Origin of the sequence: Paraliomyxa miuraensis (genome assembly GCF_026337845.1) — a bacterium.
Classification (GTDB): Bacteria; Myxococcota_A; Polyangia; order Nannocystales; family Nannocystaceae; genus Paraliomyxa; species Paraliomyxa miuraensis.
This window is the reverse complement of the sequence record NZ_JAOVZF010000149.1, coordinates 121,030-142,242: the sequence shown is the minus strand read 5'-3', so window position 1 is coordinate 142,242 and position 21,213 is coordinate 121,030. Positions and strand designations below refer to the sequence as shown.

Genomic DNA, 21,213 nt, shown 5'->3' with positions numbered 1-21,213 from the left:
GGATCGGTTCTGAGCGAATGCGGGGCCTGCTATGGTGCGCCCCGCTCCCCACGATGACGGCGCGCTCCTCCACCCACCACTCTCGCGAGACGGGCTCCCTCACGCAAACGCTGGACGCGACGAGTGACGGCGACGACACCGTCCCGAGCCCACGCTCGGCGATCGATCCGTTCGACGTGGCCCGCGGTCGCCAGCTCGGCCGCTACGTCGTGCTCGAGCGTCTGGGAGCGGGGGCGATGGGAGTGGTGCTCGCCGCCTATGATCCCGAGCTCGATCGCAAGGTCGCGATCAAGCTGCTGCACCCCCGCGAGCGCTCCGCTTCGGGCGATCAGGGACGCCTGCGGCTGCTGGCCGAGGCGCAAGCGCTCGCGCGTCTGTCGGATCCCAACGTGGTGGCCGTGCACGACGTGGGCACGCATGACGGCCAGGTGTTCGTGGCCATGGAGTTCGTGGAGGGCCAGACCCTCGGCCGCTGGCTCGGCGGAACGCCGCGCTCCTGGCAAGAGGTGCTCGAGGTGATGCTCGCGGCCGGCCGCGGCCTGGCGGCCGCCCATGCGCGGGAGCTGGCCCACCGCGACTTCAAGCCCGACAACGTGATGCTCGGCAGCGATGGTCGCGTGCGGGTGATGGACTTCGGGCTCGCCCGGGCCGACGCCACGACGCCCTCGGGCGAAGCGTCCTCCTCCACCGGAGAGCTCGATGCGTCCCAGCAACGGTGCAGCGCGCTCGACCTGGCGCTGACCAGCCCGGGGTCGATGCTCGGCACGCCCGCCTACATGGCTCCCGAGTGCCTGGGCGGCGAGCGAGGAGGAGCGATCGCCGATCAGTTCTCGTTCTGCGTGACGCTATGGGAGGGGATCTACGGTCAGCCGCCGTTCCCGGCCAAGGCGCTCCCCGAGCTCTACGCCCGCGTGCTCGAGGGCACGATCGCCGAGCCCCCGGCGAGCCGACGCGTGCCCCGTTGGCTGCGCCGGGTGCTGGAGCGCGGCCTGGCGGTGGAACCCGAGCGCCGCTTTCCCTCCATGCACGACCTGCTGCACGGGCTCGAGCGCGGTCGGGTCCGGACCCGACGCGCGCGCGTGCTGGGAGCGCTCGCGGGCGCCGGAGTGCTCGGGGTCGCCGCGCTCGGCGTGTACCACCACGATCGGTTGCAGCAAAGGCAGGCGTGCGAGGGCGAGGGCGAGGCCATCGAGGAGGTGTGGAACGACGAGATCGCCGCCGCCGTGGGCGAGACGCTCCAAGCCACCGGGCTCGCACACGCGGGGACCACCCTCGACAAGGCCCGCCCCTGGCTCGACGCCCAGGCCAGCGCGTGGGCCCGGGCCAGCACGGAGGCCTGCGTGCACACCGAGGTGGACCACGACTGGGACGAGACCACGGCCGAGCGCGCGCGCTGGTGCCTCGACGATCGACGCCTGGAGCTCGAGGCTCTGATCGCCGCGCTCCGCCGCGGTGGCGCGCACATGGTCAACCGGGTGGTACCAGCCACCGCCGGCCTCGCTCAGGTGTCCCCCTGCCTCGATGCCGCGACGCTGGCCCGCATGCCTGCGATTCCCAGCGAGCATCGCGACCAGCTACGGGCCGTGCGAGCCGAGCTGTGGCGTGTGCAGGCCCTCCACGCCGTGGGAGCGCACGACGAGAGTGCGACCGTGGCTCGGGAGGCTCTCGCCCACGCCGAGGCCCTGGGCTGGGCACCGCTCGTCGCCGAGGCCCGTGTTCTCTGGGGCAACGAGCTCGAGTTCGAGGCCGAGTACGCCGAGGCCGAGCGCGTGCTCGAGCAGGCCTACTTCGAGGCCAGCGAGGCCGAGGCGCTCGACGTGGCCGTCGCTGCCGCCAAGGCCCTCGTGGGCCTGCTCGGCGACCGGCTTGCCCGGCATCGAGAGGCCCTCCGGTGGGCGCGCCACGCCGAGCTCGTGCTCGCCCGCCTTCCCCCCGAGACGAGCGAGGTACGCCGCGCGCACCTGCTGACCGTCGTCTCGACGACGCACTTTCGCCTCGGTGAGTACCGCAAGGCACGAGCGCTGGCCGAGCAATCCCTCGAGATCGACATCAGGCACCTCGGTCACGACCATCCGCGCATCGCCCACACGATGTCCAACCTGGGCTTGTTCGGCCAGGCTCAGGGCGAGTACGCCGAAGCCAAGGCGCTCTACGAAGATGCGCTCGAGCTCCAGGAGCGGGCCCTGGGACCGATCCACACCACGATCGCCGATCTGTGCACCAACCTCGGTTCGGTCGAGATGCGCCTGGGCCACAAGGATCGAGCCAAGGGGCTGTTCCAGCGGGCGCTCGAGATCCGCGAGGCGATCCAGGGAGCCGAGCATCCCGACGTGGCCGATGCCGTCAACAACCTCGCCTCGCTGCATCACACCCTCGAAGAGCCCGAGATCGCGCTCCCGCTGTTCGAACGTGCGCTGCGGCTGTACGAGGCCAAGCTGGAGCCTGGCCATCCCTCCATCGCCGGCGGCTACAACAACGTCGGCGACACGCTTCGTGCGCTGGGCCAGCTCGAGCGAGCGCGGGAGAACCTCGATGTCGCCCTACGCTCGTGGGAGGCCGCGCTGGGGCCGGACCACCCCGATCTCGCGTATTCGCTGCAGGGCCTGTCGTCGGTCGCGATCGCCCAGGGGCGCTTCGACGATGCGGTGGCCAAGGCCCAGCGGGCCGTCGCGCTGCGCCAGGCCGCCCACGTGGGCTCGGATCTGATCGCCGAGGCCCGCGTCCAGCTGGTCGAGGCACTGTGGGGGCAGGGCCTCGAGCGTCAGCAAGCCCTGGCGCAGGCCCGGCTCGCCCTCGCCGAGTACCGCGAGCACGGTCAGGCCCACACCGAGGAGATCGCCAAGCTCGAGCGCTGGCTGACCGAGCACGAGCCCGCGCCCCAACGGTGACGCGCCTGCTACCATCGCCCGCGATGCTCCCCATCACCTCGGTCGTCCTGTTCAAGCATGGCGTGGGCTACTTCGAGCGCCACGGCAAGATCTCCGGCGAAGCCTCGGTCGAGCTCTCGTTTCGGCAGAGCGAGATGAACGACGTGCTCAAGTCGCTGACCGTGCTCGACCACGATGGCGGCCTGGTCTCGAGCATCTCCTACGAGTCGACCCAGCCGCTGTCGCGGCAGCTCGAGGACTTCGCGATCCACATTCCCGAGGGACACGCGATCTCGGGCCTGCTGGGCCAGCTCACCGGTACGCGCGTGGTGGTGCACCGCGCCGACGGCCGCGGAGAGGGCGTGGTGGCCGGGGTCGAGCCGTTCTCGCGGCGCGAGGGCGAGGCCATCATCGAGAGCCACCGCCTGTCGCTGTGGGTCGAGGGGATGGCGCTCGAGAGCCACGACCTCGCCGACATCCGGCGGATCGAGCTGGCCGACGCCGCGCTGCGCAAGGATCTGCAGCACCTGCTCGACATCCTGATCTCGGCCAAGAAGAAGGACCTCAAGCGCCTGACGATCTTCTCGCGCGGCGAGGGCGAGCGGCAGATGTCGGTCTCGTACGTGATCGAGACCCCGGTGTGGAAGACCAGCTATCGGGTGCTGCTCTACGGCGAGGGCGAGTCCCGCTCGACCGCGGTGCAGGGCTGGGCCGTCGTCGACAACACGGGAGACGAGGACTGGAACGAGGTCGAGCTGACGCTGGTGGCCGGGCTGCCGATCTCGTTCGTCCACGATCTCTACTCGCCGCGGTACAAGCGAAGGCCGGTGGTGGTGGTGCAGGAAGAGGCGGCCTACGCCCCGCCCGTGCTCGAGCACGGCTTTGGCGGCGGCGGGATGCTGGCCGAGGAACCCATGGCCATGCCCGCGGCGGCGGCACCGGTCCCGCGGGCCCCCGGGGCGCCGCCGCCTCCTCCGGCACCGGCCCGTGGTGGCACGGCCGCTCGCAGCCGCAGCGCTCCCCCGCCCCCGCCTCCGCAGGCCGTCACCACGCGCACGCAGGAGGTGGGCGACCTGCTGCACTACACCATCGACAACCCGGTGACCGTGCGGCGCAAGCAATCGGCGCTGGTCCCCATCCTCCACCGCGACTTCCTGGGCAAGCGCATCGCGATCTACAACCCCGACGTTCGCGAGCAGAACCCGATGTCGGCGCTCTTGTTCAAGAACACCACGGGGCTCACGCTCGAGGGCGGGCCGCTGACGGTGATCGAGGACGGGGCCTACATCGGCGAGGCCATGCTCGAGACCATCAAGCCCGACGAGGAGCGCGTGATCCCGTTCTCGGTGGAGCTGGGGTGCCGCATCGCGGTCGACCACCGCTCCGAGCTCACCGACGTGCACCGGGCCCGCATCGTGAACGGATCGCTGTGGCTGCACCGCTACCGGCTGCAGCGCAAGATCTACGTGATCGCCAACAAGACCGATCGCCCCATCGACCTGTTCCTCGACCACCGCTTCGTGCGGGGCTACGAGCTCGAGGGCACGCCCGAGCCGGTCGAGCGCACCGAGTCGTTCTACCGCTTCCGCTTCGACGTGGCCGCCAAGACCACCCACCGCTTCACGGTGACCGAGAAGGGCGAGGAGCACCAGAGCCACGCGATCGGCTCCACCAACCTCGAGACCTTCGGCGTGTGGCTGAAGCACGGCTACGTCGACCCGGCGACCCACGCCGCGCTGGCTCGCATCGCCGGGCTCGCGGCCGAGGTGGCGCAGCTGCGGCACCGGGCCAGCGCACACGAGGCGACGATCAAGTCGATCTTCGAAAACCAGGGCCGCCTGCGCGAGAACCTGCGCGCGCTGGGCAGCGCGGCCGACGAGCGCAAGCTGCGAGAGCGCTATGTCGCGGAGCTCGCGGACGAAGAGGACCGGCTCGCCGCGCTGCGGCAGGAGATCGCGGCCCTCGAGGCCGAGCGCGAGACCAAGGAGCAGTCGATGCGGGACGAGATCGCGGGGCTCTCGTTCGACAGCGCCCGGGGCTAGTCGATCACGCACCCCGCTCGCGGTGACACGTAGTGCGCCCGGGTCTCGACCCACAGCGCCCGCACGCTCACGGCCTTGCCCTCCATGTCGTAGCTGCGCTCGTCGATCGGGACCACGTCCTGCCGGATGAAGCCCTCGCAGTGCTGCTGGTCGCGGCCCTCGACGAACAGGCACGAGCACAGCTCCTTGGCCTCGTACGACGACGGCAGCTCGGGGAACGCCGAGAGCTGCGACCAATTCCATGCCACGAACATCGCGACCAGCACGAGGACGACGCCGAGCAGCTTGCCCAGGAGCACGAGGAGCTTGGGGAGCTTGGAGAGCTTGGGGAGCTTCATCGGGGCACCGTCGCCATCAGCAACTCGAGGAAGTGATGCTTGGAGTAGGCCTTGTCCTCGTCGGGCTCGCAGCCGTCGGAGGCATCGGGACGATTGCAGGTGTACTGGCGATCGTCGCCGAGGCGCACCGCGATCATGTCGAGCGAGGGGATCACGAAGATCACCTTGCCCCAGTGCCCCTGGGCCGCGAAGGTGTCGTCGGGCGCCTCGGGCCAGGGCTTGTCGACACCCCGCTTGGGATCACCGTGGTTCAGGTAGACCTGCGCCCCGGGGTTGTCGTCGAGCGTCCCCGGGGTCAGCTCGGTGTCGTAGTAGGCGGGGGCCATCGTGAGGGTGAAGGCCACCCAGCCCTCGGGGAGCAGCCGCTTGCCGTCCCACACGCCATCGCTCAGGTAGAGGAACGCCCACTTGGCCAGGTCGCGCGCGCTGGCGTAGAGGTAGGACGAGCCCACGATGGTGCCCGCACCGTCGCGCTCCCACACGGCCGAGCGCATGCCGAGCTCGTCGAACAGCGCCGTCCACGGGTAGTCGGGCCAGGCCTCCTCCCCCACCGCCCCGCGCAGCGCCCCCATCATGAGGTTGGTGTCGCCCGACGAGTAGCTCCAGTGCGTGCCCGGTGGATGGGCCAGCTCGTGCGAGGCCACGAACGCGGCCATGTCGGCGCGGCCACGGGTGTAGAGCATCGCCATCACCGAGGAGAACACCGGCGAGGTCTCGTAGGTCTCGTTCCAGTCGAGGCCGGAGCTCATCTGCAGCAGATCGACGATCCGGATCTCGCGCACGCCCTCGCGATCGACGGGCGGGTAGTGGCGAGCGACCGGGTCGTTGACGTCGAGCTTGCCCTCCATCACGGCCCGTCCCACCAGCGTGCCGGCGATGCTCTTGGACACCGACCACGTGAGCAGTGAGCTGTCGGGGCCGTAGCCCCGGGCGTAGCGCTCGAACACGAGCTTGCCGTCCTTGACGATCACCAGCGCGTTGGTGCGCTGCCCCTTGCGGTCGACGTCGTCGCCGCTGCGTGCGAACACGTAGGCGGCCAGGCGATCGACCGCAGCCGGATCCATGCCGACCTCCTCGGGCTCGACCACCGGCCAGCCCTCGGTGGGCCACTGCGTCCGCGACACGACCTCGAACGGCGGAGGACCTCCGAGCACGATCGCCTCGCGAGGCTGCGAAGTCGCCGACGCACCGCCACAGGCCCCCGCCAACACCACGAGGGGCACCGCGAGCCCCAACCCGAACCCGATCCCGAACCCGAACCCGACGCGAGTCTCGATGAGGGACACTGCCCGAACTCTACCACCTGCCCCTTGCCACCGTAGCATCCAAGAGGGCACAAAGGCGTGGTGCCGTCGATGCGTCGCCGCTCGTGTCCTCGACGATCCATCGTGCTGCCGACCGCGATCGGCATTGCACTGGGGATCGAGCTGCTGCCCTCGCCCGCCAGTGCAATGATCGCCCCACCGCTCGCCCCGGACGCGGTCGAAGCCGACGATGCCGGCGACGACCCAGCAGCCGTCGAGACCGAGCCCGAGCTGCCCGCCGAGCCCCTGCCTCCCGAGCCTCCCCCCGAGCCGGAGGCGGTCGGACCGATGCCGCCCGAGGTGCCGCAGCCGAGCCCGCCCGCCACGGCCGGTGAGGGTGGAGAGGACGGCCAGGCGCCCTCGGGCCGCCGCGGGCGGAAGGGTCGCAAGGGCAAGGAGAACGACCCCGAGCGCCTCGAGTTCGGGGGCCTGCCGGCCACCAACTACGACACCGATCTCGGCGTCGGCTTCGGAGCGATCGCCACCCTCGCCAAGTTCTACCCGGGCTATCGCCCCTATCGGTGGCGCATCGAGGCGCTGCTCTACGCGACCGCCAAGCGGGCGCCCGGCGGGGGCGTGGAGATCCCGTTCCACGACGACTACGTCACCGCCGACATCCCGGGCCTGGCCAACAAGACCCTGCGGCTCAACATTCGGGTCGGATTTCGCAAGTTCACGACCACGGGCTACTACGGGCTCGGCAACGGCGCCCCGGCGACCAAGCCCTGGGAGGCCTTCGATCCGCAGACCGAGCCCGACGCCTACCAGGCCGCGCGACGCTACCACCAGTACGATCGCACCTACCCCGGCTTCGACTTCACCGCCCGGATCAAGGCGTGGGATCGCTCGATCACCGAGCACAAGCGGCGTCTCGAGGTCTTCGTGGGCACCGCGTTCGCCTACTCGTTCATTCGCCCCTATGCCGGCTCCAAGCTCGAGGAGGACATCGCCGCGGCCCGCGAGGACACCGAGGACGGCCGGACGCTGGCCAACCTACTGCGCGGCACCGACGATCACGCGCTGCTCAAGCTGAACCTGGGGCTCTTGTGGGACACCCGTGATCACGAGTACGTGCCCACGCGCGGCACGTTCACCGAGCTGTCCACGCGAGTCTCTCCCGGCGTGCAGGACGAACTCCACCACGCCGGCTTCACCCTCAACACCAGCTGGTACCAGGCGCTGCTCGACCGCTACCTCGTGTTCGCGGTGCGAGGCGTGGGCGACGTGATCGTCGGCAACGCGCCGTTCTACGAGCTGGCGCGCTATGGTGCCTTCACCGTCCGCGACGGCCCCGGCGGGTCGTGGAGCCTGCGCGGCGTGCCGCGCCAGCGCTTCCACGGCAAGGGCAAGCTGGTCTCCAACATCGAGCTCCGCTCGGAATTCCTGCCGTTCAGCATCCGCAGCCAGCGCTTCATGCTCGGCGCCATCGCCTTCTTCGACGCGGGGCGCGTGTGGGCGGACCTGCGGCCCACCGAGATCGGCGGGGTCTCGCTCGACACGCGCGGCGTGGCGGTGGGCGTGGGCGGCGGCGTTCGCCTGCGCTGGGGGGAGACCTTCATCGTGCGGGTGGATCCGTCGTACTCGCCCACCGAGGACAACTTCGGGATCTACATCGACGTGGGGCACATCTTCTAGCGGTGATGGGGTTTCCTCCGTATGCCTACGTGCCGGGGCGCCGCCCTCACCCCGTGCGCCATCCCAAGGGCCACGCCCATGGCGAGCCGGTCGACCCGCCTCCGGCTCCGCTCGAGCCGGCCGCGTGGCGTGAGTCGGAGGCCTACCGCCGCGGGATCGCGCTGTTCGAGCACGGCTACTACTGGGAGGCGCACGAAGCGTGGGAGGCCCTGTGGATCGCGGCCGGGCGCCAGGGGCCGGTGGCCGAGCTGCTGCGGGGGCTCATCCTGCTCGCGGCGGCCGGAGTGAAGATCCGTCAGGGTCGAGGGGAGGCGGCGGCCAAGCTCGGCGCGCGGGCGAAGGAGTGCTTGCTGCGGGCTCGGCCGCCCGACACACCGCAGGCGCCCGACCCACCGCGGATCGCCGGGTTGGCGATCGACGAGCTGCTCGCGTTCGCCGACATGGTCCATGCAGAGGGTCCACGGCTGCCGGGCTCGCCCGAGGCCGACGTCGCGGTCGTGTTTCCGCGACGGCTGCCGCTCGAGCGGGATGGCTGAGCCCATCCAGGCCCCTCCCGACTACATCGTCTCCAGGATCGCGTTGGCCAGCTTCGTCGCATCGGCCTTGCGCTGCTCGAGCGTCTCGGCGATGAACTTCTTTTGCGCCTCGGTGGCCATGGCGATCATCTTCTTGGGATCCGCGCCCACCGTGATCGTGGGCGGAGGCTGAGGCACCCCCTTGTAGGCGGAGACGTTGAAGGTCATGTTGCCCTTGCGAATCCAGATGATGCCGTCGCTCCGCCCCAGCGCCGCCTCGTCTCCGGGACCCGAGAGCTCGTCGTACTGAAAGCCCTCCTTGCCGGCCAGGTCCGTGAGCGCACCTCCGATATGCTCGGCTGCCTGCTCCTTGGGCTTGGTGTCGAGGTTGCCGTCCTCCTTCATCTTGGCCTTGGCCTTCCCCATGACCTCGGCGACCTCTTCGGCGCTCATGCCCTTGGTGGCGTTGCCGAACCACGTCTTGGCGGCATCTTCCGTCTCGTGGACGCGAATGCTCCCGAAGCGCGCCTCGAACATCTCGGACCTGTCGGCGTTCTTCCAGGAGTAGATGCAGCCCATCATCCTCATCTGCTTCAGCTCGCCCTCGGGGACGCCGAACAGGCCCGACACCATCCGTGGCGTCGCCGTCTCGCACGCCTTCTTGTCGCTGTAGTCGTCCTTGGTGAAGCCGGTGGCCTTGCGAATCTGCTCGCTGGCTGCGTCGAGCTTGGCCTGCACCGCGTCGGTCTTGGTCTCGCCCGTCTTGGTCTCGCCCGTCTTGGTCTCGCCCGTCTTGGTCTCGCTCGTCTTGGTCTCGCTCGTCTTGGTCTCCTCGGCCTTGGCCTCCTCGCTGGCGCTCGCGGTCGGATCGGAGCCCTTTCCCTCGTCGCAGGCGCACAGGAGCATGCCAAGGAGAATGGCGGATGGGAGCTGCGGAACGAGCCTGGGCATGGTGCAGTGGTACCCCGCACCCGCGCTCGGGTCAAAGCGCGTCGCCGCGCCCGCTCGACGGCACGTGGCTACGCCACCTTCAACGCCGCTGCCCTCGCGAGCGGAAGCGCGATGCGATCGCCCTCGACCGCCGACAATGCATCGTCGAGCGTGGGCCAGGCGTATTCGAACCCGCGCTCGAGCAGCACCCCCGGCCGCACCCGCTGTCCCCACAGCAGCATCTCCTGCGCTTGCTGCTTGCCGAACAAGAGCCGCAGCCCGAGCTCGGGCGCGGGCAGCCACGCCGGGCGATGCAGCACCTTGGCGAAGCGCTCGGTGAATTCGGCGTTGCGCACCGGCTCGGGCGCGACCGCGTTGACCACCCCACGCAGATCCGCATCTTCGAGCGCGAGCAGGATGATCGAGACCAGATCCACGATTCCGATGAAGCTCCAGAACTGCCGCCCCGAGCCCAGCCTCCCGCCGAGCCCCAGCTTCGTCGGCGTGCGCATGGCATCGAGCAGCCCTCCCTTGCCCAGCACGTGCCCGAACCGCAGCCGCACCACCCTCACCCCCATCGCCTCGGCCGGAGTGCTCGCGGCCTCCCAGTCCTCGACCACACTGGCCAGGAATCCCTCGCCGCGCGGGCTCTCCTCGTCGACCCAGCGATCGCCGGTGTCGCCGTAGTAGCCCACCGCCGAGGCCTGCACGAGCACCTTGGGCGGTCGGGGCAGCTCGGCGAACGCCTTGACCAACAGGCGCGTGCCCTCGATCCGGCTCTCCCGGATCCTCCGCTTGCGCTCCTCGGTCCAGCGGCCCGGACCGATCCGCTCGCCGGCCAGGTTCACCACCGCATCCACGCCCCGCAGCGCTGCGGCATCGAGCTCGCCGCGCCGGGGCGACCAGACCACCGTGTCGGGACCTCGGCTGCGGCTCACGGCCAGCACCCGCAGCGGCGCGCCGCTGCCTTCGAGCGTCTCGCGGAGCGCCGTGCCCACCAGGCCGGAGGCTCCCGTGATCGCGATCGTCGCCTGCTCGGCCCCAGTGTCGGCCCCAGTCTCGGCATCGGTCATGCCTTCCACCTCTAGCACGACCGCGCCAGACGTCCGCTACCGGCGATACAGCCGGCCCAGGTTGTGCGCCATCAGCTGGTTGGTCAGCCGCCGCGTGAGCACGCGGGTCAGCAGCGCGTGCACCAGCCGGTTGGACCGGCCCACCACCCACACCGGCCCGCGAGACAATCGAGCGAGCACCTCGCGAGCCACCGCGGCGGGCTCCATCAGCGGCATCGCGCGCAGAACCTCCGGATCGGGCAGCAGCGCTTCGAACGCCGGAGTCCGCGTGGCCCCCGGGCACACGCCCAGCACGTCGACCCCGTGTGGCCGCAGCTCGGACCACAGCGACTGCGCCAGGCTCAGCGTATAGGCCCGCGACGCGGCGTAGGCGGCCAGGCCCGGCGCTCCCTGCCACGCGGCCAGCGACGACATCAGCAGGACCCCGCCGCGCCTGCGCTCGCGCAGCGCCGGCGCCAGCGCTCGCGTGAGCATCAGCGGCGCCCGACAGTTGACGTCGATGGTGGCCTGCAACGCCGCGGGGTCTTCGTCGAGCACGTCGCCCAGGACCGAGATCGCCGCCACCTGAGCCAATAGACCCAGCTCGATGTCCGCCACCGCGGCCGTGATGCGCTCGACCGACTCGGGATCACCGAGATCCTCCACCAGCACCCGCACGCGATCCGACCCGAGCGACTGCGCCACCTGCTGCAGCCGCTCCGCCTGGCGATCCACCAAGACCACGCGCAGGCCGTGCCGCACCAGCTCGCGCGCGAGCGCCTCGCCGATCCCCTGCGCTGCCCCGGTGACCAGCGCCCAGGGACCGTAGCGCGCCCGCAGCTCCTCGCCCGTCATCACGACCGCGCTCGGACTACGCCGCCGCACCCGCTGGGGGCAGCCCCATCGCCGCCCTCGCCTCGGCCGGCGAGGCAATCTCGCGGCCGACCTCCCGGGCGCACCGCACCATCGCCTCCACCAAGTCGCCGTTGCCCCGCGCCCGCTCGCCGTCGGGCAGGTAGAACGTGTCCTCGAGCCCGGTGCGCAGCGCCCCCCCGAGCTCGGCGGCGCGTCGATGCAGCGCCCACACCTCCTCGCGCCCGATCGCGGTCACCTCCCAGCTGCAGCCCTCGCGCTTGTAGTCGAGCAGCAGCTCGAGCAGCCGCGGATCGGTGGGCATGCCCGAGGCCACCCCCATCACGAAGTTGTAGTGCGGCGCCTTGGCCATGCCGGTGTCCATGTAGAGCCCCACCGAGCGCACGATGCCCACGTCGAAGCACTCGAACTCGGGCATCGCCCCCACCTCGGCCATCACGTCGAGCATGGCCTGCACCTTGCCCACCGGGTTGTCGAACACCAGCGGAGGCCAGGCCCAGGTGCCGTTGCTGCGCGCCTTGAGGTAGTTCAGGCTGCCCGCGTTGCAAGCCGCGATCTCGGGCCGCAGCGCCCGCATGGCCGCGCTGGGAGCCGAGACGTCGGGCCCGATCACGCCCGTGCTCATGTTGATGATCACCCCGGGGCACGCCTGCCGCACCGCCGCCGTGATCTCGGCGCAGATCGTCGGATCCCAGGTGGGCATGTGCCCCAGCCCCGGCCGCTGATCGCGATAGTGCAGGTGCATGATCGCCGCGCCCGCATCGAACGCCTCCTTGGCCGAAGCCGCCATCTGCTCCACGGTGACGGGTACCGGGTGCTGCTTGGGGTTGGTGAGCACCCCGGTGACGGCACACGTGATGATCGCACGCTCGCTTGGCTCGCTCATGCTCGTTTCCTCCTGCTACTGCGACTCGTCGGCGACGGGCTGCACCTGGGCCAGCACCTGCCGGGCCGCGACCTGCTCGTCCACCGCCACCGCCAACCGCTCCACTCGACCGTCGATCGGCGCGGGCACTCGGTGCTCCATCTTCATCGCCTCGAGCAGCAACAGCGGCTGCCCGCGGGTGACCGAGTCGCCCTCGGCCACCAGCACCGCCGCCACGCGCCCGCCGATCGGTGCCCGGACCTCTCCGTCGCCGCCCTCGGTCTGGTCGGTGGCGCTGCGCGGCGCCGGCTCGGCGAAGGTGAAGGCCGCACCATCCTCGTCGAGCGCCACGCCGTCGTCGGTTGGCGCCCACGCCAGGCGCCGCCGCACCCCGTCGTGCTCGATCGTCACGTGGTTCTCGTCGCGCGCGACCATCCGCAGCACGAGCGCTCCCTCGGCCCCCGTGCCCTCGACCGCGTAGCGCCCCTCCCCCTCGTGACGCACGCGCAAGGTCTTGCTCTGGTCGTGCTCGTGCAGGACCACCGGCCACGCAGGGGTGCCCGCGCTGCGCCAGGGCCACGGGGCCAGCGGCGAGGCGGACCGCGTCGAGCACAGCACCGCCGCCACCGCCCACGCGCGCGCCGAGGGGCGCGGACGGGCAGGAGGATCCTGCTCGAGCCAGCGGTCGATCGCATCGGTGGTGATCGCCGCCCCCACGAACGACTCGCCCTCGAGCAGCTGCAGCAGGAACGACCGGTTGCTCCCCGGCCCGAGCAGCACGCTGTCCCGCACCGCCGCCACCAGCCTCCGCCGCGCCTGCTCGCGCGTGTCGCCGTGGGCGATGAGCTTGGCCACCATCGCGTCGTAGTGGGGCGAGATCGTCTGCCCGCTCTCCACCCCGTCGTCGACCCGCAGCCCCGCCCCCGTGCGCGGGCGCCAGCTCAGGATCCGGCCGAGCTGCGGGGCGAAGCCGGCGTAGGGATCCTCGGCGTAGATCCGGGCCTCGATCGCATGACCCCGCAGGCGCACGTCGTCCTGCCGTAGCGGCAGCGGCTCGCCCTCGGCCACGCGCAGCTGCAGCGCCACCAGGTCGAGCCCGGTGCACAGCTCGGTCACCGGGTGCTCCACCTGCAGCCGGGTGTTCATCTCGAGGAAGTGGAACCGGCCCTCCGCATCGAGCAGGAACTCCACCGTACCCGCCCCCACGTAGTCGATCGCTCGCGCGGCCGCCACCGCGGCCTCCCCCATGCGGGCGCGCAGGGCATCGTCGACGGCGGGCGAGGGCGCCTCCTCGATCACCTTCTGGTGGCGCCGCTGGGCCGAGCACTCGCGCTCGCCGAGGTGGATCACGTGACCGTGCTGGTCGGCGAACACCTGGATCTCCACGTGGCGCGCGCCCTCGATCAGCCGCTCGAGGAACACGTCACCGCGGCCGAACGCGCTGCGGGCCTCCGACGACGCGCTGGCCAGCGCCTGGGGCAGCGCCGCGAGCTCGCGCACCACCCTCATGCCGCGCCCGCCCCCGCCGGCCACCGCCTTGACCAGCAGCGGCACCCCGATCCGCTCGCCCTGGGACAGCAGCGTGGCTTCGTCCTGCGCCTCACCGACGTACCCGGGCGCGGTCGGAACCCCCGCCTCGAGCATGCGTCGCTTGGCCTGGACCTTGTCGCCCATCAGGCGAATCGCGGCCTCGGGCGGGCCCACGAAGGTCACCCCCGCATCGGCACAGGCGCGGGCCAGGTCGCCGTTCTCCGACAGGAACCCGTAGCCGGGGTGCAGCGCATCGGCCCCGGTGCGCGCAGCCGCGTCCATGATCCGCGCGAGATCGAGGTAGGACGACCCGACCGGTCCGGGCCCCAGCCGCACCGCCTCGTCGGCCTCGCGCACGTGCGGGGCATCCTCGTCGGCGTCGCTGTACACGGCCACGGTGCGGATGCCGAGATCACGGGCGGAGCGGATCACGCGGCGTGCGATCTCGGCCCGATTGGCGATGAGGAGCTTGCGGATCGCTGCCACGCGCTTCTTTCCTTCCTTCCGTGCTCTACGCCTGGGGATCGGCCCACCGGGGCAGGCGCTTGCCCACGAACGCGGTCATGCCCTCGAGGCCCTCGGGTCCTCGCGCCGCCTCGGCGAAGCGCTGCGCGCCCTCGTCGAGCACGCGCTCCAGCTCCACCGCCCCCACCTGGAGCATCAGGTGCTTGGTGGCCGCCACCGCCCCCGGTGCACAGCGCCGGATCTCGCCCAGCACGCGCTCCACGATGGCCTGCACGCCCTCGTCGTCCTCGGCCAGCTCGTGCACGAGCCCCAGCGCATGCGCCTGGCGGCCGCTCAGGCGTCCGCCCGTCACCGCCAGCCGCCGCGCCTGCGACAGCCCCAGCCGCCTCACGAGGAACGGCGCGATCTGGGCGGGCGGCAGCCCCAGCCCGGTCTCGGGCAGCCCCAGCTTGGCCTCGGCGTGGGCAATGGCCACGTCGGCCACGCACGCGAGCCCGAAGCCACCCCCGAGCACCGCCCCCTCGAGCACCGCCACCACCGCCTGCGGCGCTCGGTCGACCTTGGTGATCGCGCGACCGAACGTGCGATTGACCTGCGCCACCGGATCGGGCTGGCCGTCCTTGGCGGGCGCCATGCGGGCCTTGGCCATGTCCTTGACATCACCGCCCGCGCAGAAGTGTCCTCCCGCGCCGCGCAGCACGATGGCCCGCACGTCGCGGCGATCGAGCACCGCGTCGACCACTGCCTCGAGCTCCGCCACCATCTCCAGGCTCATCGCGTTGCGAGCCTCGGGGCGGTGGAGGGTCACGTGCAGCGCCCCGTGCTCGAGCCGCAGCCGCAGCGTGCTGGGCTGCAGCTCCTCGAGGGAGGGCTGGTCGCTCACTGGCCGCCCTCCTTGGCCTCGCCCTTGGGCCGGCGAGGCAGCGTACCCATCAGCTTGCAGATGATGCTCATCATCACCTCGTCGGCCCCGCCGCCGATCGACACCAGGCGACCGTCGCGGAAGAACCGCGAGATCTTGCTCTCGTGCATGTAGCCCATGCCGCCCCAGAACTGCAGGCAGATGTCGGCCACCTCGCGCGCGAGCCGGCCCGCCTTGAGCTTGGCCATCGAGGCCAGCTTGGTCACGTCCTTGCCGCTCACGTAGAACTCGGTGGCCTGGTAGGTCAGCGCCCGCAGGCACTCGATCTCGGTGGCGGCCTCGGCCAGCTTGAAGTGCACCCACTGATGGTCGAGCACCGACTTGCCGAAGATCTTGCGATCCCGCGTGTACTCGATGGTCTGTGCGAGCGCCTGATCGAGCCCCCCGAGCACGTTGGCCGCGCCCCACAGCCGCTCCTCCTGGAACTGGATCATCTGGAAGGTGAAGCCGTGCCCCTCCTGGCCGATCACGTTGCGCAGGGGCACGCGCACGTCGTCGAAGAAGATCTGCGCGGTGTCGGACGAGGCCATCCCGAGCTTCTTGAGCTTGTGCGCCCGCTCCACCCCCTTGGCGTCGAGCGGCACGATGATGAGGCTCTTGTTGCGGTGCGGGTGGCCCTCGGAGGTGTTGGCCAGGCAGCACATCCAGTCGGCCTGCATCCCGTTGGTGATCCACATCTTGCCGCCGTTGATGACCCAGTCGCCGCCGTCCTTGCGGGCGTGGGTCTTGATCGCGGCCACGTCGGAGCCCGCCCCGGTCTCGCTGACACCGATGCAGCCGACCAGCTCGCCCGCGATCGACGGCGCGAGGTACTCCTCCTTGAGCTCCTTGCTGCCGAACTTGGCCAGCGCCGGGGTGCACATGTCGGTCTGCACCCCCACGGCCATGGCCACCCCACCGGTGTGCACGCGCCCCAGGGTCTCGGCCATGACCACCGAGTACGAGTAGTCGAGCCCCAGGCCGCCGTACTCCTCGGGCTTGCACACCCCCAGGAAGCCTCCGTCGCCGAGCTTCTTGAACAGCTCGTGGGCGGGGAAGTTCTCGGCGTCCTCCCACTCGTCGGCGTGGGGGTTGATCTCGCGCTCGATGAACTTGGTCAGCGAGTCTCGCAGCTGCTCGTGCTCGTCGGTGAATTTCATGGCGGTGCTCCGTGATGGGTGCGGACTAGAGGCGGGCCACTCCGAAGGTGTTGGGGTACAGGCGGCGAGCGTCGGCCTCGCGGCAGATCGCGAGCGTGGTGGCGAGCACCCGCCGAGTGTCGCGGGGGTCGATCACGCCGTCGTCCCACAGCCGTGCCGTGGCGAACAGCGCCCCCGCCTCCGAGTCGAGCTTGTCGCGGATCCCCGCGGTCATCTTCTCCATGTCGGCGTCGCTCACCGTCACGCCCTGCCGCGCCAGCTTGGCCCGCGTGATGATCTCCATGACCTTGGCGGCCTGCTCTCCGCCCATCACCGAGATCCGCGCGTTGGGCCACGCGAAGATGAAGCGCGGGTCGAACGAGCGCCCGCACATGCCGTAGTTGCCCGCCCCGAACGAGCCGCCGATGAGGATCGTGAGCTGCGGGACGGTGGCGTTGGCCACCGCCTGGATCATCTTGGCGCCGTGCTTGACGATGCCGGCCTGCTCGGCCTCGGTCCCCACCATGTAGCCGGTGGTGTTCTGCAGATACACGATCGGCGTGCCCGACTGGCAGCAGACCTGGATGAAGTGCCCGGCCTTGGCCGCGCCCTCGGGGAAGATCGGCCCGTTGTTGCCCACGATCCCCACCGCGTGCCCCTCGATGCGCGCATGCCCGCACACCGTCTGCGCACCGTAGGCCGGCTTGAAGTCGAGGAAGTCGGAGTCGTCGACCACGCGGGCGATCACCTCGCGCACGTCGTAGGGCTGGCGGTAGTCGACCGGGACCACGCCCAGCAGCTCCTCGGGATCGAAGCGCGGGGGCCTCGCGGGCACGTGCGAGGCCGCCCCCATCGCGGGCTGGCCCCGCTGGCCCGGCTGGCCCTCGTCCCACGGGATCTTGCCCATGAGCTCGCGGGCGAGCTCCAGCGCGTGGGCGTCGTCCTTGGCGAGGTACTCCGCCGTGCCCGAGACGCTGGTGTGCATCACCGCCCCGCCCAGCGTCTCCTCGTCGGCATCCTCGCCGAGCGCGGCCTTCACCAGCGGCGGCCCGGCCAAGAAGATGCGGCTGCGATCCTCGACCACGATCACGTAGTCCGAGAGGCCCGGGATGTAGGCCCCGCCCGCGGTCGACGAGCCATGCACCACCGTGATCTGGGGGATCCCGGCCGCCGACAGCCGCGCCATGTTGGCGAAGATCCGCCCGCCGTCCACGAACAGCTCGCTCTGGTAGAGCAGATTGGCGCCCGCGCTCTCGACCAGGTTGATGCAGGGCAGGCGGCTCTGTCGCGCGACCTCCTGGGCCCTCAGGCCCTTGCGCAGGCCCATCGGCGAGATCGCGCCGCCCTTGATGGCCGAGTCGCTGGCGTTGATCATGCAGCGGCGGCCCTGCACGAACCCGATCCCGATGATGGACGACCCGCCCGAGATCGAGCGCTTGCCGTCGTCGTCGTGCATCTTGTAGCCGGCCAGCGTCGACAGCTCGAGGAACGGCGAGCCGCGATCGAGCAGGCGATCGACCCGCTCCCGGGGCAGGAGCTGCCCGCGCCCGTCGAACTTGGCCTGGGCCTTTTCCGAGTGGGCACGCACACTGGCCTCGAGCTCGCGAAACTGCTCGACGAGCGCGAGCATCTGGGCCCGGTGGGTGGCGAAGCCCTCGCTGCGGGGATCGATGGTGGATCGAAGGACCGGCATGATGCGTGCTGCTTTGCGTTCCGGGCTCGCGGGGTCGGCTCGTCAAGAGTTCTGAGGCGGCTCGCCTTCGCCGCCGAGGACCTTGGGAACCACCGCGCGATGGAACCCCTGGTACGCCTCGTTGTTGGCCTTGCCGGGCGTGTTGTGCATGGGCCAGTGCAGGCTGGCCAGCGGGGCGCCGCCGTCGACCTTGAGCGTCTCGCCGGTGATGAACGCCGCGGCCTCCGACAGCAGGAAGCAGATCGCCGCGCTCACCTCGGACTCGGTGGCCACGCGGCCCAGCGGAACCATGGCCGGCAGCGTGGGGATCAGCGCCTTGGCCGGACCCTTGTAGGTGTCGAGGCCGCTGGTCGCCACCCAGCCCGGTGCGACCGCGTTGACGCGAACCCCGGCCGGGGCCCACTCGATGGCCGCGGTCTGGGTGAGGTTGACCATCCCCGCCCGGGCCGCGCCCGAGTGTCCCATGCCCGGCATGCCTCGCCACATGTCGGCCACGATGTTGACGATGCTGCCTCCGTGATCGCGCAGGTGCCGGGTGAACAGCTCGCGGGCCACGAGGAAGCCGCCCACCAGGTTGGTGCGCACCACCGTCTCGAAGCCCTTTTGATTGATCAGCGCCAGCGGCGAGGGAAACTGCCCGCCCGCATTGTTGACCAGGCCGTGCACGCGACCGCGGCGGGCCACGATGCGCTCGACGACCTCGGCCACGCGTGCCTCCTCGCGGATGTCGAGCACGTCGTAGTCGGCCGAGCCTCCGTCCTGCTCGAGCTCCGCCGCGACCCGCTGCAGCTTGCCCTCGTTGCGGCCCACCAGCACCACGTGGGCGCCGAGCGCCGCGAGCTCGTGGGCCGTGCAGCGGCCGATCCCGCTGCCGCCTCCGGTGACGATGATGCTCTGGCCGGCGAAGAGGTCGGGTCGAAAGACGGAGCGGTAGGGCATGGGCGGGGCGCCGCGCTACGGTACGGCCCCCCGCAAGGAAACGGAAGAGCCAACCGTCCGATTGGCCATACGAGGCCATGAACGGCGGTTGTTGGCGATCGAAAAGCGTACGACCGTACGGTTGGCGAAGCGCGGGACCCCCTGGACGAGCCCCCTGGGATGGAGTAAGCAGCGCAGCAGCATGAGCCTCGAAGACCTGACCACCAAGATCCGCGAGAAGATGGGTGCCGACTCCGGCCTCGCTGCCCGTCTCAAGTTCGACCTCGGCGACGACGGCGTCATCCTGCTCGACGGCACGAGCTCGCCCAACACCGTCACCAACGACGACGAGGACGCGGACTGCACGGTCGGCGTCACGCTCGACGATCTGACGGCCATGATCGCCGGCGAGCTCAACCCGATGACCGCCTTCGGTCTGGGCAAGCTGCGGATCGAGGGCGACATGGGCGTGGCCATGAAGCTCGGCTCGCTGGTTGGGTGAGGCCCACACGGGCTTCGTCACCAGTACTGCTGGACCGCATCGGCCCGGGTATCCGCTCGCGGGATTGCTCGGGCCTTCGAGGCGTTCTCGGAGCCGGCTTGTGGGCACCTCCGCAGGGAGTATGCTGCGGGCGTGCACCTACGCAGCGTCTCGATCCGCAACATCCGCTCGATCGCGGAGCTGACATGGGACGTCGAGCAGCACGTGACCGGCGACGATCTCTCGGGCTGGCACGTGATCCTCGGGGACAACGGCTCGGGCAAGAGCTCGGTGCTCCGGGCGATCGCACTCGCGCTCAACGGCCCCGATCAAGCTCCGGCCCTGCTTCAGGACTGGGGTACCTGGCTGCGCAAGGGTTGCACCGAGGGCTCGATCGGCCTGCACCTGAAGAGGCACGCCAGCATCGACTGGTATCTCAGCGAGCAATCCGTACCGACCCCCGAGGACGTCGATGCAGAGATCCGACTCATTCGGCTCCCCAAGAGGGAGGTCCACGGAGAGATGGTCACCAACGAGGTGGTCGAGTTGTCGAGCGACGACGGGCCCCGAGAGCACGTCTGGAGTGGTCTCAAGGGCTGGTTCTCATCCTCCTATGGCCCCTTCCGCCGCTTTGGAGGTGGCGACGAGTACCTCGAGCGGCTCTTCGATACGCACCCCCGCCTCGCCCGGCACCTCACCGTCTTCAGTGAGAGCGTCGCACTGTCCCGGGCCACCGACTGGTTGTACGACTTGAAGTTCAAGGCGCTCGAGGCCGAGAAGGGTGGCCACGCCGACGGCGGTGCGGCAGGACGCTTGCTGCAACGACTGTTCGAGCTGATGAACGAGTCTGGCCTGCTACCGCACCAGACCCGGATCACGGACGTCACCTCGGACGACGTGTTGTTCGTGGACGGAGATGGCAACGACATCCCCGTCGACGACCTCGGCGACGGCTATCGCTCCATCTTGAGCCTCTCGTTCGAACTGCTGCGAAACCTCGTCGCTGCATTCGGTGGTGACCGCATCTTCGATGCCGAGGGCAAGGTCGTCGTCCCCGGCGTGGTCCTCATCGACGAGATCGACGCCCACCTCCACCCTCAGTGGCAGCGCCGAGTCGGCCAGTGGTTCCTCGAGCGCTTCCCCCGGATGCAGTTCATCGTGACCACCCACAGCCCGCTCGTGTGCCAGGCGGCCGAGCGCGGCACGATCTACCGCCTACCTCCGCCGGGTTCGGACGAGGCTGGCGGCTTCGTCCGCGGCGCGGATCGTGATCGACTCCTGTACGGCAACGTCCTCGACGCCTATGAGACCGAGAGCTTCGGCGTGGTGCCCACCCGCTCCGATTCGGGTCGCCGCAAGCTCCTGCGCCTGGCCGACCTCAACCTCAAGGCCAGGAGGGAGCCTCTCGAGCCCGACGAGGAGGCGGAGCGAGACTACCTGCGCACGATCCTCCCGACCGTCACCCGAGGTGAGGGCATTCCATGATCCGCCTGGAGGACCACGAGCGTCAGCGGCGTCTCGTCGAGTTCGGTCGACTCCACCATCGCATGGTCTGGGAGGAGATGAAGCGGAACCCGGATCTCGTGCCTGGTCTCAGGGAGCACTTCGAGGTTGCCCCCGAGCTGCGCCAGGTCTGAACCGCGCCGTCCGCCCTTTGGAGCGAGC

At 70.5% G+C, this 21,213-nt stretch carries 18 protein-coding genes; 7 read left to right on the top strand and 11 right to left on the bottom strand.

The features are described from left to right. Positions 1–53 precede the first annotated feature (53 nt). The gene (locus tag OEB96_RS16305; protein WP_266216826.1) at positions 54–2,888 is read left to right on the top strand and encodes a serine/threonine-protein kinase; all 2,835 of its coding nucleotides are present in this window, start codon (positions 54–56) and stop codon (positions 2,886–2,888) included. Positions 2,889–2,911: 23 nt separating this feature from the next. Further along, positions 2,912–4,909, top strand: a complete 1,998-nt coding sequence (locus tag OEB96_RS16300) for a hypothetical protein (protein WP_266216824.1) — start codon at positions 2,912–2,914, stop codon at positions 4,907–4,909. Here the strand turns inward: OEB96_RS16300 and OEB96_RS16295 are convergent. Continuing rightward, on the bottom strand, positions 4,906–5,247 hold the full coding sequence (locus OEB96_RS16295; protein WP_266216823.1) for a hypothetical protein: 342 nt from the start codon (positions 5,245–5,247) through the stop codon (positions 4,906–4,908). The two genes, OEB96_RS16300 and OEB96_RS16295, sit on opposite strands and share 4 nt — an antisense overlap. Beyond that, positions 5,244–6,533 (bottom strand): serine hydrolase domain-containing protein, encoded by a 1,290-nt coding sequence (locus OEB96_RS16290; RefSeq protein ID WP_266216822.1) that lies wholly within the window; start codon positions 6,531–6,533, stop codon positions 5,244–5,246. Before OEB96_RS16290 ends, OEB96_RS16295 begins: the two co-directional genes overlap by 4 nt. 102 nt (positions 6,534–6,635) lie before the next feature. Here OEB96_RS16290 and omp85 point away from each other — a divergent pair, with 102 nt between their 5' ends. Both omp85 and OEB96_RS16280 read left to right on the top strand, forming a co-directional pair. Continuing rightward, positions 6,636–8,186: an Omp85 family outer membrane protein gene (gene omp85 / locus OEB96_RS16285; protein ID WP_266216820.1), complete on the top strand. Its 1,551-nt coding sequence runs from the start codon at positions 6,636–6,638 to the stop codon at positions 8,184–8,186. Between the two features lie 5 nt (positions 8,187–8,191). After that, entirely contained in the window at positions 8,192–8,722 is a 531-nt protein-coding gene (locus tag OEB96_RS16280; protein ID WP_266216818.1) for a DUF309 domain-containing protein, read from the top strand. A 21-nt stretch (positions 8,723–8,743) separates the two neighbouring features. On the opposite strand, the gene OEB96_RS16275 is transcribed toward OEB96_RS16280, so the two are convergent. The 9 genes from OEB96_RS16275 to OEB96_RS16235 all read right to left on the bottom strand — a co-directional run bounded on the left by OEB96_RS16275 (position 8,744) and on the right by OEB96_RS16235 (position 19,088). Beyond that, the gene (locus OEB96_RS16275; protein ID WP_266216817.1) at positions 8,744–9,652 is read right to left on the bottom strand and encodes a hypothetical protein; all 909 of its coding nucleotides are present in this window, start codon (positions 9,650–9,652) and stop codon (positions 8,744–8,746) included. 68 nt (positions 9,653–9,720) lie between these two features. Continuing rightward, the gene (locus tag OEB96_RS16270) at positions 9,721–10,704 is read right to left on the bottom strand and encodes a TIGR01777 family oxidoreductase (protein ID WP_266216816.1); all 984 of its coding nucleotides are present in this window, start codon (positions 10,702–10,704) and stop codon (positions 9,721–9,723) included. Positions 10,705–10,740: 36 nt separating this feature from the next. After that, positions 10,741–11,538, bottom strand: a complete 798-nt coding sequence (locus tag OEB96_RS16265; protein ID WP_266216982.1) for an SDR family NAD(P)-dependent oxidoreductase — start codon at positions 11,536–11,538, stop codon at positions 10,741–10,743. Between the two features lie 16 nt (positions 11,539–11,554). Continuing rightward, positions 11,555–12,442: a BKACE family enzyme gene (locus tag OEB96_RS16260; protein ID WP_266216814.1), complete on the bottom strand. Its 888-nt coding sequence runs from the start codon at positions 12,440–12,442 to the stop codon at positions 11,555–11,557. 15 nt (positions 12,443–12,457) lie between these two features. Next, positions 12,458–14,437 carry an acetyl/propionyl/methylcrotonyl-CoA carboxylase subunit alpha gene (locus OEB96_RS16255; RefSeq protein ID WP_266216812.1) on the bottom strand — a complete coding sequence of 660 codons (1,980 nt, stop codon included), beginning with the start codon at positions 14,435–14,437 and terminating at the stop codon, positions 12,458–12,460. Between the two features lie 25 nt (positions 14,438–14,462). Next, complete coding sequence (locus OEB96_RS16250; protein ID WP_323137408.1) at positions 14,463–15,299, bottom strand: enoyl-CoA hydratase/isomerase family protein; 837 nt, start codon at positions 15,297–15,299, stop codon at positions 14,463–14,465. Continuing rightward, positions 15,296–16,477, bottom strand: a complete 1,182-nt coding sequence (locus OEB96_RS16245) for an acyl-CoA dehydrogenase family protein (protein WP_266216811.1) — start codon at positions 16,475–16,477, stop codon at positions 15,296–15,298. Before OEB96_RS16245 ends, OEB96_RS16250 begins: the two co-directional genes overlap by 4 nt. A 25-nt stretch (positions 16,478–16,502) precedes the next feature. Further along, positions 16,503–18,149: an acyl-CoA carboxylase subunit beta gene (locus OEB96_RS16240; protein ID WP_266216809.1), complete on the bottom strand. Its 1,647-nt coding sequence runs from the start codon at positions 18,147–18,149 to the stop codon at positions 16,503–16,505. 42 nt (positions 18,150–18,191) lie between these two features. After that, a complete protein-coding gene (locus OEB96_RS16235) occupies positions 18,192–19,088 on the bottom strand; it encodes an SDR family oxidoreductase (protein WP_266216808.1) in 897 nt (298 codons plus the stop codon). Positions 19,089–19,269: 181 nt separating this feature from the next. Here OEB96_RS16235 and OEB96_RS16230 point away from each other — a divergent pair, with 181 nt between their 5' ends. The 3 genes from OEB96_RS16230 to OEB96_RS16220 all read left to right on the top strand — a co-directional run bounded on the left by OEB96_RS16230 (position 19,270) and on the right by OEB96_RS16220 (position 21,185). Then, the gene (locus OEB96_RS16230; RefSeq protein WP_266216806.1) at positions 19,270–19,569 is read left to right on the top strand and encodes an SCP2 sterol-binding domain-containing protein; all 300 of its coding nucleotides are present in this window, start codon (positions 19,270–19,272) and stop codon (positions 19,567–19,569) included. Between the two features lie 132 nt (positions 19,570–19,701). Further along, positions 19,702–21,033, top strand: coding sequence for an AAA family ATPase (locus OEB96_RS16225; protein WP_266216805.1), 1,332 nt, complete (start codon positions 19,702–19,704; stop codon positions 21,031–21,033). After that, entirely contained in the window at positions 21,030–21,185 is a 156-nt protein-coding gene (locus OEB96_RS16220; protein ID WP_266216803.1) for a hypothetical protein, read from the top strand. The genes OEB96_RS16225 and OEB96_RS16220 overlap by 4 nt, the downstream gene beginning before the upstream one ends. The last annotated feature ends 28 nt before the right edge of the window (positions 21,186–21,213 follow it).

Coding starts and splice junctions, on each gene's coding strand:
- OEB96_RS16295 (WP_266216823.1), bottom strand. CDS start 5,247: ATGAAGCTCCCCAAGCTCTCCAAGCTCCCCAAGCTCCTCGTGCTCCTG.
- OEB96_RS16240 (WP_266216809.1), bottom strand. CDS start 18,149: ATGCCGGTCCTTCGATCCACCATCGATCCCCGCAGCGAGGGCTTCGCC.
- OEB96_RS16260 (WP_266216814.1), bottom strand. CDS start 12,442: ATGAGCGAGCCAAGCGAGCGTGCGATCATCACGTGTGCCGTCACCGGG.
- OEB96_RS16235 (WP_266216808.1), bottom strand. CDS start 19,088: ATGCCCTACCGCTCCGTCTTTCGACCCGACCTCTTCGCCGGCCAGAGC.
- OEB96_RS16305 (WP_266216826.1), top strand. CDS start 54: ATGACGGCGCGCTCCTCCACCCACCACTCTCGCGAGACGGGCTCCCTC.
- OEB96_RS16245 (WP_266216811.1), bottom strand. CDS start 16,477: ATGAAATTCACCGACGAGCACGAGCAGCTGCGAGACTCGCTGACCAAG.
- OEB96_RS16280 (WP_266216818.1), top strand. CDS start 8,192: ATGGGGTTTCCTCCGTATGCCTACGTGCCGGGGCGCCGCCCTCACCCC.
- OEB96_RS16270 (WP_266216816.1), bottom strand. CDS start 10,704: ATGACCGATGCCGAGACTGGGGCCGACACTGGGGCCGAGCAGGCGACG.
- OEB96_RS16230 (WP_266216806.1), top strand. CDS start 19,270: ATGAGCCTCGAAGACCTGACCACCAAGATCCGCGAGAAGATGGGTGCC.
- OEB96_RS16265 (WP_266216982.1), bottom strand. CDS start 11,538: ATGACGGGCGAGGAGCTGCGGGCGCGCTACGGTCCCTGGGCGCTGGTC.
- OEB96_RS16220 (WP_266216803.1), top strand. CDS start 21,030: ATGATCCGCCTGGAGGACCACGAGCGTCAGCGGCGTCTCGTCGAGTTC.
- OEB96_RS16300 (WP_266216824.1), top strand. CDS start 2,912: ATGCTCCCCATCACCTCGGTCGTCCTGTTCAAGCATGGCGTGGGCTAC.
- OEB96_RS16275 (WP_266216817.1), bottom strand. CDS start 9,652: ATGCCCAGGCTCGTTCCGCAGCTCCCATCCGCCATTCTCCTTGGCATG.